Genomic DNA, 17,297 nt, shown 5'->3' with positions numbered 1-17,297 from the left:
ACATGACTCAGCAGGTCCGCCTCGATCGTGACGGCGGGCTCGCCGTCCTGACCGTCGACGCTCCGCCGTTGAACCTCTACACGGCTTCGCTGCAGTCCGAACTCTCCTCGATGATCGGCGAGCTGGAGGCCGCGCCCGCGCGGGCCCTGCTGATCCGCGCCGAAGGCAAGATCGTCAGCGGCGGGGTCGACGTCTCGCTGTTCGACGCCCAGGGCTCGCCCGCCGAGGCGAAGGTCCTCTTCGACGAGATGCTCGCGGTGCCGGACCGGATCGCGGCGCTGCCGTTCCCGACCGTCTTCGCCGCGCACGGCCTGTGCCTGACCTGGGCGTTCGAGGTGGCCGTGGCCTGCGACATCGTCCTCGCCGCCGATCGCGCGAAGTTCGGGCTGGTCGAGAAGGTCGTCGGCCTGACGCCGACCATGGGCGGCACCCAGCGGCTCGCCGCGCGGGCCGGGGTCGGGCGCGCCAAGGAGTTCGTGATGACCGGTGACACCTACGACGCCGCGACGCTGGAGCGTTGGAACGTCGTCAACCGCGTCCTGCCGAGCGAGGGCTTCGACGACGCGGCGCGGGCGTTCGCCCGGCGGCTGGCCGACGGACCGACGCGCGCCCACGCAGCGACCAAGCGCGTCCTCGACCACTTCGCCGCCGGCGGTGTCCCCGAGGCGAACGCGCACATCACCACGATCGCGGCCGAACTGTTCGAGACCGAGGACCTCCGCAACGCCGTGAAGTCGTTCCTCGCCGACGGACCGGGGAAAGCGACCTTCTCCGGGCGTTAACCGTCCGTTCGGACAGCGGTTGCCGCCGTTCGGGCGTGCGCGGTTCCCCTTGCACCGGGTTACATTCGATGTGGTCTAGACCACGTCGTCCCCGCCTCGTGCCGCTTGGAGAACCGCCATGAGACGCACTCCCGCACGACTACGCTCCGCACTCGCCGCCTTGCTCATCGCGCTCGGCGGCACCGCGGCGCTCGCGCCACCCGCCGCCGCAGCCGGTTCGCTCACCGCCACCCTGGCGATGAGCGGCACCACCGGCACGTACACCGTCGCGAACACCGGTACCGCGTCGGTGAGCAACTGGGCGATCACCTTCACGCTGCCCGCCGGGATCACCGCCTCGACCGGCGAAAACGGCACGGTGACCCAGAACGGCACCCAGGTCACGCTGACGCCGGCGTACTACATCGCCACGCTGGCGCCGGGCCGCAACACCTACCCGTACAGCCCGACGTTCCGGCTCAGTGCCGCCGCAACGCCCACGCAGTGCCGCGTCGACAACGCCAACTGCGACGGTTCACCGGACACCCCGCCGGGCGCGCCGGCGAACCTGCGGCTGGTCGCGAAGACGACCAAAACCGTCGCGCTGGCGTGGAACGCTTCCGCGGCCGGCTCCCTCCCGGTGACCGGGTACGACGTCTACCAGGGGGCCTCCCTGGCCGCGTCGGTGACCGGGACGAGCGCCACGATCTCCGGGCTCACCCCGGGCACCGCGTATTCGTTCACGGTGAAAGCCAAGGACGCCAAGGGGAACACGTCCCCGGCGAGCGCTCCGCTGGCCGTGACGACGAACAACCCGGCCGACGACACGCAAGCGCCGTCCACGCCGAGCGGGGTGCGCTCGACGGCCGCCGACTCCGGAAGCATCTCCCTGGCCTGGACGGCGTCGACGGACAACACCGGCGTGGTCAGCTACGACGTCTACCGCGGTTCTGCGTTGGCCACGACGGTGACCACCACGGCGGCCGTCGTGACCGGGCTGGCACCGTCCACTTCGTACACGTTCACCGTCCGCGCTCGCGACGGCTACGACAACGTGTCGGCGCCGAGTGCCGCGGTGACCGCCCGGACCGGCGACATCGTCTCGGGTTATGCGAAGGTCGGGTACTTCGTGCAGTGGGGCATCTACGGGCGCCAGTACTTCGTGAAGAACCTGGAAACTTCGGGCGCGGCTTCGAAGCTGACGCACCTGCTGTACGCGTTCGAGAACATCGATCCGGTGAACCTGACCTGCCTGTCCGGGGTCACGAAGGGCACGACGGCCAATCCGCAGGACCCCAACCAGGGTGACGGCGCCGGTGACGCCGAGGCCGACTACTCGCGGCCGTTCGCGGCGGCGCAGTCCGTCGACGGCGTGGCCGACACCGGCTGGGAGTCGCTGCGCGGCAACTTCAACCAGCTCAAGAAGCTCAAGGCGAAGCACCCGAACCTGAAGGTGCTGGTTTCGCTCGGCGGCTGGACGTATTCGAAGTACTTCTCGGACGTCGCGGCCACCGACGCGTCGCGCAAGAAGTTCGTCTCGTCCTGTGTGGACACCTGGCTCAAGGGCAACATCGCGCCCTACGGCGGCGCGGGCGGGCCGGGCACCGCGGCGGGCATCTTCGACGGCATCGACGTCGACTGGGAATGGCCCGGCAGCGCCGACGGTCACCCCGGGAACCACTGGAGCCCGAACGACAAAGCGAATCTGACCGCGTTGCTGGCGGAATTCCGCACGCAGATGGACGCCTACGGCGCGACCACCGGCAAGCGGTACCAGCTGCACGCGTTCACGCCGGCCGACCCGGCGAAGGTCGCTTCGGGCTGGGACGTTTCCAAGATCTTCAATTACCTGGATGTCGCGAACGTGCAGGGTTACGACTTCCACGGGTCGGGCAGCGACAATTCGTGGGAGCCGAACCGCACCGGCCACCAGGGCAACCTGTACGCCGACGCGGACGACCCGTACAACTTCCACTTCAGTGCGGAAAGCGCGATCAATGCGTACACGAACGCGGGGGTCGATCCGCGGCGGCTGACGCTCGGCCTGGCCTTCTACGGCCGCGGCTGGCAGGGCGTCGCCGACGGCGGCAAGAGCGGCGAGTGGCAGTCCGCGACCGGCGCGGCGCCGGGCCAGTTCGCCGAGGAAGCGGGCACCCGCGGGTACGCAAACCTGGTGGCGAGCGTGCCGGGCTGCACGGTCCACCACGACACGGCCGCCGTCGCGACGTCGTGCTACACGGGCAACGGCGGGCAGTGGTGGACGTTCGACGACGCCTGGTCGATCGGGCTGAAGACGACGTGGCTCAAGTCGCGCGGGCTGCTCGGCGTGATGGCGTGGGAGATGTCGGGCGACACCGGCGCGTTGCTGAACGCGGTGAGCGCCGGGCTCGGCTGAGGTTCCGTTCAGCCCGCTGAACACTCCTGTTCAGCGGGCTGAACACTTTCTTTGGGACACAAAGAAAAGCTTGACCCGCGGTGGTCTGGACCATGACACTGAGCCGGCGCGCGCCCCCAAGACACCGTCGTCTCGAGGAGAGCCATGTCCCGCTTTCGCAAGGTCCTCGCGCTGGTCCCCCTGCTCCTGGGGGTGCTGGCCACCCCGGCTCCGGCCGCCCCGGCGGCGTTCACCCATCCGGGCGTGCTGGTGAGCCGTCCGCAGCTGGACTTCGTCAAGGCCAAGGTGAACGCCGGCGCCCAGCCGTGGAAGGCGGCGTACGACCAGGCTCGGGCCAGCTCGTACGCCTCGCTCTCGCGGACTCCGAAACCGCGCGCGGTGGTCGAATGCGGTTCGTATTCCAACCCGAACTACGGCTGCACGGACGAACGCGAAGACGCGATCGCGGCGTACACGGACGCGCTGATCTGGTACATCACGGGCGACGCGCGGTACGCGCAGAAGTCGATCGCGCTGATGGACGCGTGGTCGGCGGTGATCACGAGCCACACGAACAGCAACGCCCCGCTGCAGACGGGCTGGGCGGGCTCGTCGTGGCCGCGCGCGGCGGAGATCATCAAGTACACGTATTCGAGCTGGCCGAATGCGGGCCGGTTCGCGACGATGCTGCGCAACGTGTACCTGAACAAGGTGATCAACGGCAGCAACAGTAACGGGAACTGGGAACTGTCCATGATGGAGGCCGCGGTCGGCATCTCGGTGTTCCTGGAGGACAAGGCGAGTTACGACAAGGCGGTGACCCGCTACCGCAACCGCGTCGCGGCTTACGTGTATTTGTCGTCCGACGGCGCGCTCCCGAAGACCGTCCCGGGCAGCGGGCTGTCTTCGCGCGACCAGATCGTCGGCTACTGGCAGGGCCAGTCGACGTTCGTGGACGGCCTGACCCAGGAAACCTGCCGCGATTTCACCCACACGGGCTACGGAATAGCGGCGATCGCGGACGTGGCGGAAACGCTCCGCATCCAGGGCGAGGACGTCTACCCGACGGAGATCGGCACGCGCCTGCGCCAGGCCCTGGGCTTCCAGGCGAAGTACCAGCTCGGCGCGGCGGTGCCGTCCTGGTTGTGCTCGGGACACCTGAACCTCGGCCTCGGCCCGGTGACGGAGGTGGGCTTCAACGCGCTGAACACGCGCTTGGGCATCGCGATGACGAACACGCAGACGCTGACCGAGTGCCAGCGCCCGGCGGGCTCGAACGGCCTGTTCGTGGCGTGGCAGACCCTGACCCACGCCGCCAACCCGGCCTGACCCGGTCGCCCTGACCTGTTTCCCCAGGTCAGGGCGACTACCGACCCTGCTTGCGGGGCCGTTCGGAGGGCACGCTAGAGTACTTCTCACGCACTCAGGGAGTGCGAGTCCGGGCTGTGGCGCAGTTTGGTAGCGCACTTGACTGGGGGTCAAGGGGTCGCAGGTTCAAATCCTGTCAGCCCGACGGACACACTTGCAGGGCCCGTGAGCGGCACCACCGCCGCTCACGGGCCCTTTGTGTTGTCGCCCGCCCGGTTACCGGATCCGGTCCCGAGTTGACATTCATCCGTTTTGCCTGTTTGCATGAATTACCCTTTTCGACGATCATCAGGCGTGGTAGGCCCACCCGCCGTACCGGGTCGGTGACGGATCGCACTGGTGGAAAATCACTATTCCTTCTTTGGGGTTACCCGCTCCCGCTTTGAAGAATTTCGCATTTCCGGAGATGTCCGCCCACTCGCCGACGGGCAGAGTATCGCTGCGGGGAGTGGCGCCGGAATCGGTGCCGGAAACAAACAATGAGCTCCGAGGAGCGGGTGATGTTGAACCGAAGACGACTGCTGGGGTGGGCGACGGCCGGGGGCGTGGTGGGCGGGGCGGCGCTGCTGCCTTCCGTGCTGACCCGGGAACCTTCGCCCGGCGGGGCGGACCACACCGGGCACGCCCCGGCCGACGGTGCCGCGGCCGGCGGGGGCCGTCCGGCGGCGGGGCTGGGGGCTTTGTTCTCGCAACGCTTGCCGATACCGCAGCAGCTGACGCCGGTGCGCCGCCGCGACGGCGTCGACGTCTACAAGATCCCGATCAAGACGGCCCAGCACGCGTTCCAGCCCGGCAAGCCGACGACGGTGCGCTCGTTCGGCGGCCTGTTCGTCGGGCCCACCATCCGCGCCAAGACCGGCACGCCGGTGGAGGTGACCTTCACCAACCAGCTGGACGTGCCGTCCAATGTCCACCTGCACGGCGGGCACAACGCCCATGCCGACGACGGCTACCCGATGGACGTGCTCAACCCCGGGCAGAGCCGCACCTACCACTACCCGAACCGCCAGCAGGGCGCGACGCTCTGGTACCACGACCACGCCCACCACCTCGAGGCCGAGAACGTCTACCGGGGACTGCACGGCCTCTACATCATCGACGACGACGCGGAACGCGGCCTGAACCTGCCTTCGGGGCAGTACGACGTGCCGCTCATGATTCGCGACATCCAGCTCGACGCCAACGGCGCCATGGTCTACCCGAACTTCCCGCCGGACCGCACCACCACCCTCGTCAACGGCGTCGAGACCCCCTACTTCCAGGTCGCGGCCCGCAAGTACCGGTTCCGGCTGCTCAACAGCGCCAACGATCGGCAGTTCCGGCTCACCCTGGGCGGCCTCCAGATGACGCAGATCGGCTCCGACGGCGGGTTGCTGCCGGCGCCGGTGCAGCGGTCGGAGATCCTGCTCGGGTCCGCGGAACGCGCGGACATCGTGGTCGACTTCTCGCGCGTGCCCCTGGGTTCGCACCTGGTGCTCCAGGACATCTACGGCCCGGTGATGCGGTTCGACGTGACGCGCCTCGCGGTCGACACCAGCCGCGTGCCCGCCGTCCTGCGGCCGCTGCCCGCGCTGGCCCCGGCGACCGTCCAGCGGGAAATCACCCTGCGGTTCGACGACACGGGCACCGTCGGTCTGGTCAACGACCAGGCCTACGACCCCAACCGGGTGGACCTGAAGGTCAAGCGCGGCGCGACCGAGATCTGGACCGTCCGCAACACCGACACCGTCCGGGGTATACCCCACTCGTTCCACCTTCACCTCGAGCAGTTCCGCGTGCTCGACCGCAACGGCGGGCCGCCGGCACCAGACGACGCGGGCCGCAAGGACACGGTGAACCTCGATCCGGGCGAGTGGATCCGGGTGCAGACCACCTTCACCGACTACGTCGGCCGGTACGTCTACCACTGCCACTTCCTGGAACACTCGAGCATCGGCATGATGGCGGAAATGGAGATCGTTCCCTGACGGACGGTGCCGCGGAGCGGGCGGCGGGTCCGCCCCGCGGTGCACGTTTGCCCACCCGCAGGTGGGGTAGTCATCCTTTTTGGGCTTGTCCTGGCCGGCGCGGATGACGGAGGTGGGAGCTGGTGGCGGAGGTGCACCTCGAATCGGCGTTCCAGGCCGGGTGCACGGTGGTGACCGCCACCGGGGCGCTCACCCCGGCGAGCGCGTCCGGGCTGCGCGACGGCGTGCTCAAGGTCGCCACGGACGCCCCCGGCTGCGTGATCGCCGACATCCGCGGCCTCGCCGTCGAGCACGACCGCCTCTTCAGCCTGTTCTCGGTGATCGCCACGCGGATCGGTGACTGGCCGGGCGTGTCGTTCGCGGTGGTGACCGACCGGGCCGACCACCTCGCCGGCCTGCATGCCCGCTCGATCGACGAGTTCGTCGCCGTGCACCCGGACGTGGCCGGCGCCGAGCGGGCGGGCGACCGGGCTCCCCGCCAGCGGGCCGTGCGGGAATTCCCGCCGTCGACGTTCGCCTCGACCATGGCGCGGCGGTTCGTCAACGAGGTCTGCACCCGGTGGACGGTGCCGGAGTTCGCCGGCGACGCCCAGATCGTCGCGACCGAACTGGTCGAGAACACCGTCGTGCACACGGCATCGGCGGCCCGGCTGCGGCTGGAGCTGCGCCGCGAGCTGTTCCGGGTGGCCGTCGCCGACGACGACCCGCGGCCGGCGGTGCTGCACGAACGTTCGACGCTGACCGAACCCGGCCTGGGGCTGCAGGTGGTCGCGCAGACGGCGAGACGCTGGGGCTGCAGCCGCTCCTGGCTGGGCGGCAAGGTCGTCTGGGCGGTCCTGGACCGGCGGCCCCGGGCCCGGAAACCGGTTCCGTGGAGGGCGGGATCATGAGCGGTGCCATCGAAGTCGTGCCGGTGACCGCCGAGCAGGCCTTCGTGCTGCGGCTGACCGGGACGCTGAACTCGGGCACGGCGGAGGTCGCGTCGGGCAAACTGACCGACGCCACCGTGGTGCTGCCCCCGCCGTCGCTGATCGTGCTGGACCTGCGGGACCTGGAACTGCTGTCGGCCGCCGGCGCGCGGGTCCTCGTGTCCTTCGCCCTCGAGCGGGCCGGCCACGGCGTCCGGACCGCGGTGCTGCTCGACCCGGCCAGTGTGAACGCCCGCATCCTGCGCACCGCGGCGCCGGCGGACGCGCTGCCCCTGCACACGAGCGTGGACGAGGCGATCACCGCGGCGCTTCCCGAGCACCCCGAGGTCGAGCGGCTCGGCGACCAGCTCGCCGCGCTGACCCGCGTCCTGCTGGACGCCCGGAGCGTCGGCCAGGCGCTGTCCCAGGTCGTGGCGGCCACCACCGTGGTCGTCCCGCACGCACGGCTGGTCAGCATCACCCTGCGTGACCCGGGTGGGCGGTTCTTCACCCCGATCGAGGCGCCCGAAGTCGCCATCGACCTCGATGACGTGCAGTACCGCAGCGGGGAGGGCCCGTGCCTCGACGCGGCCACCCCGGACGGCCCCGCCTTCGCGCTCGAACAGGACCTGGCCCGCACGACGTCGTGGCCGCAGTTCGCGGCGGTGGCCACCGCACACGGCCTCGGCGCGGTGCTCTCGACCGCGCTCCTGCCTCCGTCCGGCCCGGCCGCCGTGAGCGGCGCGCTCAACATCTACGCCCACCGCGGGGGCATCACCGACGCCGACCGCCACCGTGCCCTGCTGCTGGCCACGCACGCTTCCCTGGCCTTGCAGCACGCGCGCAGCATCGAGGTCGCCGAACTGGAACGGGCCAGCCTGCGGCAGGCCATCGCCTCCCGGGACGTCATCGGGCAGGCGAAGGGCATCCTGATGGCCCGGCAGGGCCTCGACGCCGACGCGGCGTTCGACCTGCTGCGGCGCACCTCGCAGCAGCTCAACGTCAAGCTGGCCGACATCGCGGCCGGCCTGGTCGGCAACCATTCCGCGCTGTCGGCCGAAGACCGGCGCCCTTGACGATCGGCCGGCGCGGGAAACTCGCGCGCCCGGTGACGGCCATGGTGCTCACCGGGAGAACGGAGCCGAGAGGTCGGCGGCCGGAAGATCACGCCGCCGCCGCATTCGTCGGTGATTCCCGGCGAGCGCGACCGGTGTCACGTCCGCGCTCCTTCCGCCGGGACCGGGGCATCCAACAGGTACCGCGCCAGCTCGGCGACGGTCGGCCGGTCGAAGACGACCGTGGCCGGCAAGTCCAGGCCCGACAATTCCGTGAGGCGGGTGCGCAGCTCGATCACGGTGAGCGAATCGAACCCGAGCTCCGGGAACGGGCGGTCGTCGGCGATCACGGCGGCGTCCGGGTGGCCCAGGACCGCCGCGACCTCCGCGCGCAGCAGGTCGCGCAACTCCGGCTCGGCCGGGTTCACCGGCCAGCTCGACCGCACCGGCGCCGAGCGGGCGGCCGCTCCGCCGGTGAGCGGGGCCAGCGGCGCCGACGGGTCGAAGCGGACCGGGACCAGCACGGGTTCGGGCGAGCCGAGGGCCGCGTCGAACAGGGCCAGGCCCTGCTCGGCGGTCAATCCTTCGACGCCGGACGCCTGGATGCGCCGCCGGGCCGTGGCCGAGATGCGGTCGCCGAGGCCGGTGCCCAGTTCCCACAGCCCCCACGCCAGGGACAACGCCGGGCGCCCGGCCACGTGCCGGCGGCAGGCCAGGGCGTCCAGCATCCGGTTCGCCGCCGCGTAGTTGGCCTGGCCCGCCTTGCCGAACACGCCGGCGACCGAGGAGAACAGGACGAACGCCGTCAGCGGCAGGTCGCGGGTCACCTCGTCGAGGACCAGGGCCGCGTCCGCCTTGGGGCGCAGCACGACGTCGAGGCGCTCCGGGGTCTGGGCCGCCAGGACCCCGTCGTCGACCACGGCCGCGCTGTGCACCACCGCCGTCAACGGCGGCTCGCAGCCGACGACCAGGCCGGCCACGGTCGCGCGGTCCGCGACGTCGGCCGCGACGATCCGGACCTGCGCGCCGAGGTCCCGCAGGGACGCGAGCAGTTCCGAGGCGCCGGGCGCCTCCGGCCCGCGACGGCTCACCAGCAGGAGGTGCCGGACGTCGTGCGCGACCACCAGGTGCCGGGCCAGCAGCGCGCCGAGCGCGCCCGTCCCGCCGGTGATCAGCACCGTCCCGGCCGGGTCGATCGGCCGCGCCGGGGCCGGGGCGGCGCGGGTGATGCGCAGGACGTGCGGCACGCCGTCGCGGAGGGCGATCTGCGGTTCCGCGCTGCCGCCCACGAGGTCGGCCACCCGCGTCACCGGGAACCCCGGCTCGAGGTCGACCAGGCCGATCCGGCCCGGGTGTTCCGCCGCGGCCGCGCAGCCCAGTCCCCAGGCCGCCGCGGCGGCCGGGTCGGGATCGGGACCGGTCGCGTTGCGGGTGACCAGCAGCAACCGGTCGCCGCTGCCCTGCCAGTCGTGGAGCACCGACAGGGCGTGTCCGGCCGCCGCCCGCACGTCACCCGGTGTCCCGGCGATTTCGACGGTCCGGACCGGTTCCGTCGCCGCCGCCGGCGGGATCGGAATCCACTGTGGACGGTAGAGCATCGTGTCGGGGGCCGCCATCGGCCGGGTCGTCAGCGATTCGATCCCGGCCGCCGGGTTCCCGGCTTCGTCGTACAGCGTGACCCGGACGGAGCCGGCGCCGAGACGGACGCCGTGCACCCGAGCCCGGCGAACGCCCGGCGCGTAGACCTCGACACCGTTCCAGAGGAACGGCACCCGCTGCTCGGCCGCCGGTCCCTCGGCCAGCGCGGTCGCGTGCACGGCCGCGTCCAGCAGGACCGGGTGCAGCTCGAACCGGCCCCCGACGCCCGGCGGCACCTCGACCTCGGCGAAGAACTCCGCATCGCGCAGCCACAACCGGTGCACCGCCTGGAAGGCGGGCCCGTAGGCGTGCGCGCGGTAGGCCTCGGCGACGTCGGCTTCCGCGGCTCCGGCCGGTGGCCACGGCCCGCTCCAGGCGGGCGGGAGCGGGCCGCGAGGGCGCAGCTTCCCGCCGGCGTGCTTCCGCCACTGCTTGCCGTCGCGGGCCCGGGCGTAGACGTCGATCCTCGGCTCGTCCACGACGACCTGGACGTGGACGTCCTCGGTGTCCAGGCGCAGCGGGGCTTCGATGGTGAGTTCCTCGACGCCCGCACCGCCGGCGTGCAGGGCCAGCTCGGCGAACACCGTCCCGGGCACCAGCACGGATCCGCCGACGACGTGGTCGGCGAGCCACCGGTGGCGGCGGACGCCGAGCGAGCCGCCGTGCACGACCCGCGGCGAATCGGGCGCCTCCAGCGCCGGGCCGAGCACCGCGTGGTCACCGCTGTCCTGCTCCGGGGACGGCTGGTCCAGCCAGTACCGCGTGCGCTTGAACGGGTAGGTGGGCAGCGGGGTGATCCGCGCGCCCGAGCCGGCGAACACCGCGGGCCAGTCCACGCGGACACCCGCGGTGTGCACCGCGCCCGCCGCGGCCAGCACCCCGGTGCCCGACATCGTCGCCGGCGCCAGCGGCAGGACGTCCGCGGCCAGGCGGCCGAGCGTCGGCGCCGGGCCGATCTCGAGGCCGGCGGCCGGCCCGGGAGCCGCCGCCGTGGCGAGCGCGTCGGCGAACCGCACGGTCGAACGGGCGTGCCGGCGCCAGTGGCCGGGCTCGATCTCCTCGACCGGTTCCCCGGTCACGCACGAGACGAGCGGGAGGGCCGGGCGGCGGTGCGGCAGCCCGGCCGCGACCTCGTGGAACTCCGCCAGCATCGGTTCCAGCAACGGCGAATGGAAGGCGTGGCTGACGCGCAGCGGCGTTCCGCCACCGAAGCGATCGGCCAGCGTCGTCGTCGCGGCTCTTTCCCCGGAGAGCACCACCGAACGCGGGCCGTTGACGGCGGCGATGGCAACGGTGTCGCCCACGAAGGGCGCCACGTCGGCTTCGGTGGCCTCGACGGCGATCATCACCCCGTCGCCGGGCAGCGCGGCCATGAGCCGGCCGCGCGCCGCCACGAGCGTCGCCGCGTCCGCCAGCGACAGCACTCCGGCGACGTGCGCGGCGGTGATCTCCCCGATCGAATGGCCCAGCAGGACATCGGGGCGCAGGCCCCACGATTCGAACAAGCGGTACTGCGCGACGCCGAAGGCGAACAGCGCGGCCTGCGCGTGATCGGTGCGGTCCAGGGCTTCTCCGGTGAAGGCGATGTCGACGTTCAGGGCGTCGCACGCCTCGGCGAAGGCGTCGGCGAACACCGGGAACCGCCCGGCCAGCTCCCGGCCCATCCCGGCCCGCTGCGCACCCTGCCCGCCGAACACGACGGCCAGCCGGGTTCCCGCCCGGACGGTCCGGCCCGGCACGCGCCCGTCGGCGACGGCACGCAAGGCCTCCCGGTTCGCCGCAGGCACCACTACACGGTGGGCAAGGGGGGTCCGCCGGGCGAGGGTGTAGGCGACGTCGACGGTGTCGGGCGCGTCGGCCAGACCAGCCGCGACGAGCCGGAGTGCGTCGGGGTCCGCGGCGCTGAGCAGCCAGGGCGCCGCGGGGAACGGCCGGCGGGCCGGAGAATCCGGCGGCGGTGCCTCCTCGACGATCACGTGCGCGTTGGTGCCGCCGATGCCGAAGGCCGACACCCCCGCCCGGCGCACCCGGTCCGAACGCGGCCACGGCCGGGCCTCCGCCAGCAGCGCCACCCCGCCGGCCGACCAGTCGACGTGCGGGCTCGGCTCGTCCGCGTGCAGCGACGGCGGCAATTCCCCGTGCTGCAACGCCGTCACCATCTTGATCACGCCGGCGATCCCGGCCGCCGCCTGGGTGTGGCCGATGTTCGACTTCACCGAGCCGAGCCGGAGCGGATCCCGGCGCGGGGCACGCCCGTAGGCCGCGATCAGCGCGTCCGCCTCGATCGGGTCGCCCAGCGGCGTTCCCGTCCCGTGCCCTTCGACGGCGTCGACGTCCGCCGCGGTCAGCCCCGCGTCCGCGAGCGCCGCCGCGATCAGCGCCTGCTGGGCCCGGCCGCTGGGCGCGGTCAGGCCGTTCGACGCGCCGTCGGCGTTCACCGCGGTGCCGCGCAGCACGGCCAGCACCGGGTGCCCGTGCCGGCGGGCGTCGGACAGCCGTTCCAGCAGGACCACCCCGGCGCCCTCCGACCACGCCGTGCCGTCCGCTCCGGCCGCGTAGGACCGGCAGCGGCCGTCCGGGGAGAGGCCGCGCTGCCGGCTGAAGGCCAGGAACGTCCGCGGGGTGGCCATCACCGTGGCGCCGCCGGCGAGGGCGAGCGAACACTCCCCCTCGCGCAGCGCTTTCACGGCCAGGTGCAGGGCGACCAGCGAAGACGAGCAGGCCGTGTCGACGGTGAGCGTCGGCCCGGTGAGCCCGAAGGTGTAGGAGATCCGGCCCGAGGCCACCGCGTGCGAAGAGCCGATGCCCAGCCACGCCTCGAGTTCGTGGGCGGTGGTGAACCGGCTCGCGTAGTCCTCGTTCATCACGCCGACGAACACGCCGGTGTCGCTGCCGCGCAGCGCCGGGACGTCGAGACCGGCCCGCTCGAACGCCTCCCACGACGTCTCCAGGAGCACCCGGTGCTGCGGGTCGGTGGCCAGGGCCTCCCGCGGGGAGATGCCGAACATCCCGGGGTCGAAGTCCGCGAACCCGTCGAGGAACCCACCGCGGCGGGTCACCGAGTGGCCGATCCGGTCCGGGTCCGGGTCGTACAACCCGGCCACGTCCCAGCCGCGGTCGGCGGGGAACTCCCCGGTCGCGTCCACCCGGTCCGCCACCAGCCGCCACAGGTCCTCCGGCGAGCGCACCCCGCCGGGGAACCGGCAGCCCATGGCCACGACGGCGATCGGCTCCGCGGACGGCGGCGGGGCCGTCCGCACGGGTTCCTCGGGGCGGGCCGAGCCGAGCCGGGTCAGCTCGGCGATCACCGCGCCCGGCGTGGGGAAGTCGTAGATCAGCGAGTGCGGGACGGGCACGCCGGTCAGCGCGGTGATCCGGTGCCGGAACTGCACGCCCGCGAGGGAGGACAACCCGAGGTCGGTGAACGGCCGGTCCCGCCACCCGCCGCCGCCGTCGTGGCCGCAGAGGGCCGTCAGCTCGGCCCGCACCACCGCGGCGAGATCCGGCTGCTTCAGCGCGTTCCGCTTCGGTTTGCCCGACGCCGTCCGCGGGATCGCTTCGATTTCGAGGTAGGCCACCGGAACCTTGTGCAGCGACAGCCGGCTCAGGCAGAGGCGCCGCAGCTCCTCGGCGTCGAAGCCGCCGGGCCCGGCGACCACGAACGCCACCGGCACCTGCCCGACGACGTCGTCGGGGCGGCCGGTCACCAGGACCTCCCGCACCGACGGCGCTTCCTCGAGCACCGCTTCGATTTCGGTCGGGTGGACGTTCTGGCCGCCGCAGACGATCACGTCGTCGACCCGGCCGGCCAGCACCAGGCGGCCGTCTTCGAACCGGCCGGCGTCGCCGGTGCGGTACCAGCCGTCCTGCAGCGGCGATCCGGTTCGCCCGTGGTAGCCCAGCAGCAGTCCCGGGCCGCGGACGAGCACCTCCCCCGCGTCGATCCGGACGTCCATACCGGGTACTGGGACCAGTCCCGGTACCCCCGGTCGCTCCACCGCGACCTTGCCGCCCGTTTCGGTGCTCCCGTAGCCGTCGACGAGGGGCAGGCCGAACAGGTCCCGGACCGCGGCGCGGGTCGCCGGCGTGCACGGCGCTCCGCCGGTCAGGCACAGCCTCGGCGGGACGACCGGGCCGTCGGCCTCCTGGTGGAGCCGGTGGTACGTGGCCGGTACCCCCGCGAGCACGCAGCCCGGGTACTCGGCGAGCAACTCCGGCGAGCAGCCGTCGGCGAGGCGGGTGTGGGCACCGAGCGCGATCGTCGCGGTGAAGGCGAGCGACAGGGCGTAGGCGTGGTGGAGCGGCAGTGGCCACACCACGGTGTCCGCGGCCTCGATCCCGAAGACGGGGACGTAACAGGCGGCCGTCGACCAGAGCATCGCCCGCTGCGAAAGGAGAACGCCTTTCGGCCGGCCGGTGGTGCCGGAGGTGTAGAGCAGCCAAGCCGGCTCGTCCAGCCCGAGGTCGTCGCGCGGCGGCCCCGCCTCCGCCGGTGGCGGGTCCTCGACGAAGAGCACCCGCAGCCCCAGCCGTTCCGCTGCCGAGGCGTGCCGTGCCTCGGTGATCAGGAGCGTCGCCCCCGAGTCGTCGGCCAGGTGGGCGAGCTCGGCGTCGGTCGACCGCGCGCTCACCGGCACCCCGATCGCCGCCGCCCGCAGCACCGCCAGCAGGGCGACGACGAACTCGACCCGGCTGCCGACGTGGATCAGCACGCGATCGCCCCGGGAAACGCCGAGCCCGGCGGCGAGCTCGGCACTGGCGCGGGCCAGCTCGCCGTGGGTCAGCGTCCGCCGCCCGTCGGAGTAGGCGGGGCGGTCCGCGGGGTGCGCGGACAACGACGTCAGCAGCGGCTGGATGAATTCGGTCCGGATTTCCTCCACCGCTTCGGGTATACCGCAATCACCGCGGCTGTGTCGGCGGGGTGGTGCCGGTCCGTTCGTCGCCGTAGCTCAGCCAGGTCCCGATCGGGGCGCGCTGCCCGACGCCGGGACGGCGGTAGTCGCAGACGCCGTCGGGGAACGCCGTCCGCAGCCGCTGCCGCTCCGCCGCGGTGAAGGAGACCGGGTAGTCGCGGAAGTCCAGGGGCTTCAGCCGGCACTTCAGCACGTCGAGGGCCAGGCTCTCCCCCGCGACCATCCGGGTGTTGGCCGCGACCGGGTACTGCGCGCCGCACCGGCCGCTCGCCGGGTAGGTCAGCTTCTCGGTGATCCGCGACGCGGGTGCCAGGTAGCAGCCGTCGGCGAGGTCGGCCGGGCGGTTCGCCAGCACCTTCTGCCGGCGGCTGCGGTGTGAGCCGTCGGCGTCGATCGCGGTGAGCCAGCGGTCCATGGCGTCGAGTTCGTAGGCGCTGGCGGCCGCCGCTTCGGCCGGGGTGGGGTGGTTTTCGATGATGACCTGGTTGCCCGCGGTGCCGTTGGCGCGCAGAAGCCGTTGCCGCAGCACGTAGGACCACTCGGTGGTGTGGATGTCGTTGCCGAACCCGGCGAAGTCGAGGTCGGTGCGCTGGTCGATGATCGGCGTCTCCCGCAGGCCTTGCGACGCGGAGTTCAGGATGTCCTCGGCGTACACCGTGGCCAGGGCCTTCGGGTCGGCCGCGATCCGTTGCGGCACCGGTGTTCCGGTGAAATCGAGGCCGCCGATGGCCGCGTTGAGGTCCACGAACTGGGCCGCGGTGATCGCGCCGGCCTTCAGCGCGTTCAGGCCGTACTGCACGCCGACGGTGTCCAGCGGGCTGCGCACGAACCCGGTCCGCGGATCCCGTCCGAGCTGGTTGACCAGCTGCTCATTCGAATTGCACTTCACCCCGCGCGGGTTCGTGACCGGATCCCACCGCGCCGCGACCGGGATGGCCGCGTTGCAGCTGCCAGTCGCCGTGGCGCGGCTGGCGAACGTCTTGTCCCAGGACACGCAGGTGTCGTAGCTGCCGAAGCCCGCGACGGCCTGCTTCTCCGCCGCGGTGAACGACGCGCCCGGCCCGGCGAAGTACCGCTCCAGCAGACGGCAGTCCGACACCGGGCCACCGGTGCTCAGCGGGTCCGGGAACGAGACGCCGGGGATGATGCCGTCGACGATCCCGGGGTAGTTCTCCGCGATGTCGTACTGCTGGATCGCCCCGCCCGAGCCGCCCCAGCCGATGGTGTGGGCGATCGGGCCGTAGGTCTCGGCAAAGTGCTCCTTGACCATCATCGCGGCCTCGGCCGAGATGATCGGGCTGCAGTTGTTGTCGAGCACGTTGAGCGTCGAGGACGCGACCGCGTAGCCCCGGGCCAGGAACAGGTCGTTGACCACCCCGCCGGTCGAAGTGCCCTGGTGGTAGCCCGCGTTGCAGCCGCCGCCGAAGGTGTAGACCAGCTTCCCGTTCCAGCCGGCCTCCGGCGCGACGGGCGACGGCGCGCCGTCGTACAGCGCCGCGATCTCGTAGACGGCGCGGTCGATCGTGCCCCGCTCGACGCGGACGACGTACGGCAACACGTGCCCGCCGACCGTGGCCGTCGCGAGGTCCGCGGGCCGGGCCGCCGGGTCCGCGAGCGGCGCGAACGTCCCGGCGGTGGTCCGGTACTGGTAGTTGACCTGGGTCGGCGCGCTGCACAGCGGCTGCTGCGCCGCGGGGAGGCCGAACGCCTGGGTTTCGCAGTAGAACGGGAGCTGCTGCGCGCCGGAGAAGACGGGCCCGGTGCTCGGGTGGTCGGTGACGCGCAGGTTCGCCCGCCGGTCCCGCGTCCGGGCGCTGAGGTCGTTGCCGCCGGCGCGCAGGCCGGTGACCAGGCCGAGCAGGCTGCCGTCCGGCTGGGCGCGGAAGCTCGAGGTGACGTCGTGGCCGTTGAGGCTGACGGTGACCCGCTTGTCCGCCGGGGCCACCTTGACCAGCACCTGTCCCCCGCTGACGAGGGCGGGCCGCGGGTTCGACACGGTCTCGATCGTGAGCTGCCGCCCCGGCGGAGCGGCCACGGCGGTGGCGGCCCCCAGCAGGAGAACGGGCACGGTCAGGGCCGCGACCACGGCGGACGAACGCACAGCACGGTGTGCCACCAGACCCTCCGGTCGTTCGTGGCATCGCGTCGTCGCGACACCGGGCTACTGCCCGGTATAGCACCTGCGGCCCGGCCGGAACAACGGCCGGCGGGGGGGGGGCGGCCCCGCGGGGGCCCCCCCCCCCCCCCCCACCCCCCCCGGCTCGCACAACCCCCGCAAGACTTAGGGCATACACACCGCAAGAGACCAAATAC

General features: G+C 72.5%; 8 protein-coding genes and 1 tRNA gene. 7 read left to right on the top strand and 2 right to left on the bottom strand.

Features of this window, described 5'->3' with window-relative positions; genetic code table 11:
* The first annotated feature begins 2 nt into the window (after positions 1-2).
* The 7 genes from ACWEVN_RS21435 (at position 3) to ACWEVN_RS21405 (ending at position 8,454) form a co-directional block, all read left to right on the top strand.
* Positions 3-782, top strand: a complete 780-nt coding sequence (locus ACWEVN_RS21435; RefSeq protein ID WP_452052437.1) for an enoyl-CoA hydratase/isomerase family protein — start codon at positions 3-5, stop codon at positions 780-782.
* 160 nt (positions 783-942) lie between these two features.
* On the top strand, positions 943-3,156 hold the full coding sequence (locus ACWEVN_RS21430; protein ID WP_449681803.1) for a glycosyl hydrolase family 18 protein: 2,214 nt from the start codon (positions 943-945) through the stop codon (positions 3,154-3,156).
* Between the two features lie 144 nt (positions 3,157-3,300).
* Positions 3,301-4,464, top strand: coding sequence for an alginate lyase family protein (locus ACWEVN_RS21425; protein WP_452052436.1), 1,164 nt, complete (start codon positions 3,301-3,303; stop codon positions 4,462-4,464).
* A gap of 110 nt (positions 4,465-4,574) precedes the next feature.
* Positions 4,575-4,648: transfer RNA gene (locus tag ACWEVN_RS21420), tRNA-Pro, on the top strand.
* A 355-nt stretch (positions 4,649-5,003) separates the two neighbouring features.
* A complete protein-coding gene (locus ACWEVN_RS21415) occupies positions 5,004-6,470 on the top strand; it encodes a multicopper oxidase family protein (protein ID WP_452052435.1) in 1,467 nt (488 codons plus the stop codon).
* 122 nt (positions 6,471-6,592) lie between these two features.
* Positions 6,593-7,360, top strand: a complete 768-nt coding sequence (locus tag ACWEVN_RS21410; protein ID WP_452052434.1) for an ATP-binding protein — start codon at positions 6,593-6,595, stop codon at positions 7,358-7,360.
* Positions 7,357-8,454, top strand: coding sequence for an ANTAR domain-containing protein (locus ACWEVN_RS21405; protein ID WP_452052433.1), 1,098 nt, complete (start codon positions 7,357-7,359; stop codon positions 8,452-8,454). The genes ACWEVN_RS21410 and ACWEVN_RS21405 overlap by 4 nt, the downstream gene beginning before the upstream one ends.
* Positions 8,455-8,591: 137 nt before the next feature.
* On the opposite strand, the gene ACWEVN_RS21400 is transcribed toward ACWEVN_RS21405, so the two are convergent.
* A complete protein-coding gene (locus ACWEVN_RS21400; protein WP_452052432.1) occupies positions 8,592-14,951 on the bottom strand; it encodes a beta-ketoacyl synthase N-terminal-like domain-containing protein in 6,360 nt (2,119 codons plus the stop codon).
* A gap of 19 nt (positions 14,952-14,970) precedes the next feature.
* Entirely contained in the window at positions 14,971-17,100 is a 2,130-nt protein-coding gene (locus ACWEVN_RS21395) for a DUF6351 family protein (RefSeq protein WP_452052431.1), read from the bottom strand.
* Positions 17,101-17,297 lie beyond the last annotated feature (197 nt).

It is taken from the genome of Amycolatopsis sp. NPDC003861 (genome assembly GCF_053605405.1).
This window is presented reverse-complemented; position numbering and strand designations above follow the sequence as displayed.

Bases quoted from the DNA above. Each gene is read 5' to 3' on its own strand.
- ACWEVN_RS21425 (WP_452052436.1), top strand. From the start codon at position 3,301: ATGTCCCGCTTTCGCAAGGTCCTCGCGCTGGTCCCCCTGCTCCTGGGG.
- ACWEVN_RS21435 (WP_452052437.1), top strand. From the start codon at position 3: ATGACTCAGCAGGTCCGCCTCGATCGTGACGGCGGGCTCGCCGTCCTG.
- ACWEVN_RS21405 (WP_452052433.1), top strand. From the start codon at position 7,357: ATGAGCGGTGCCATCGAAGTCGTGCCGGTGACCGCCGAGCAGGCCTTC.
- ACWEVN_RS21415 (WP_452052435.1), top strand. From the start codon at position 5,004: ATGTTGAACCGAAGACGACTGCTGGGGTGGGCGACGGCCGGGGGCGTG.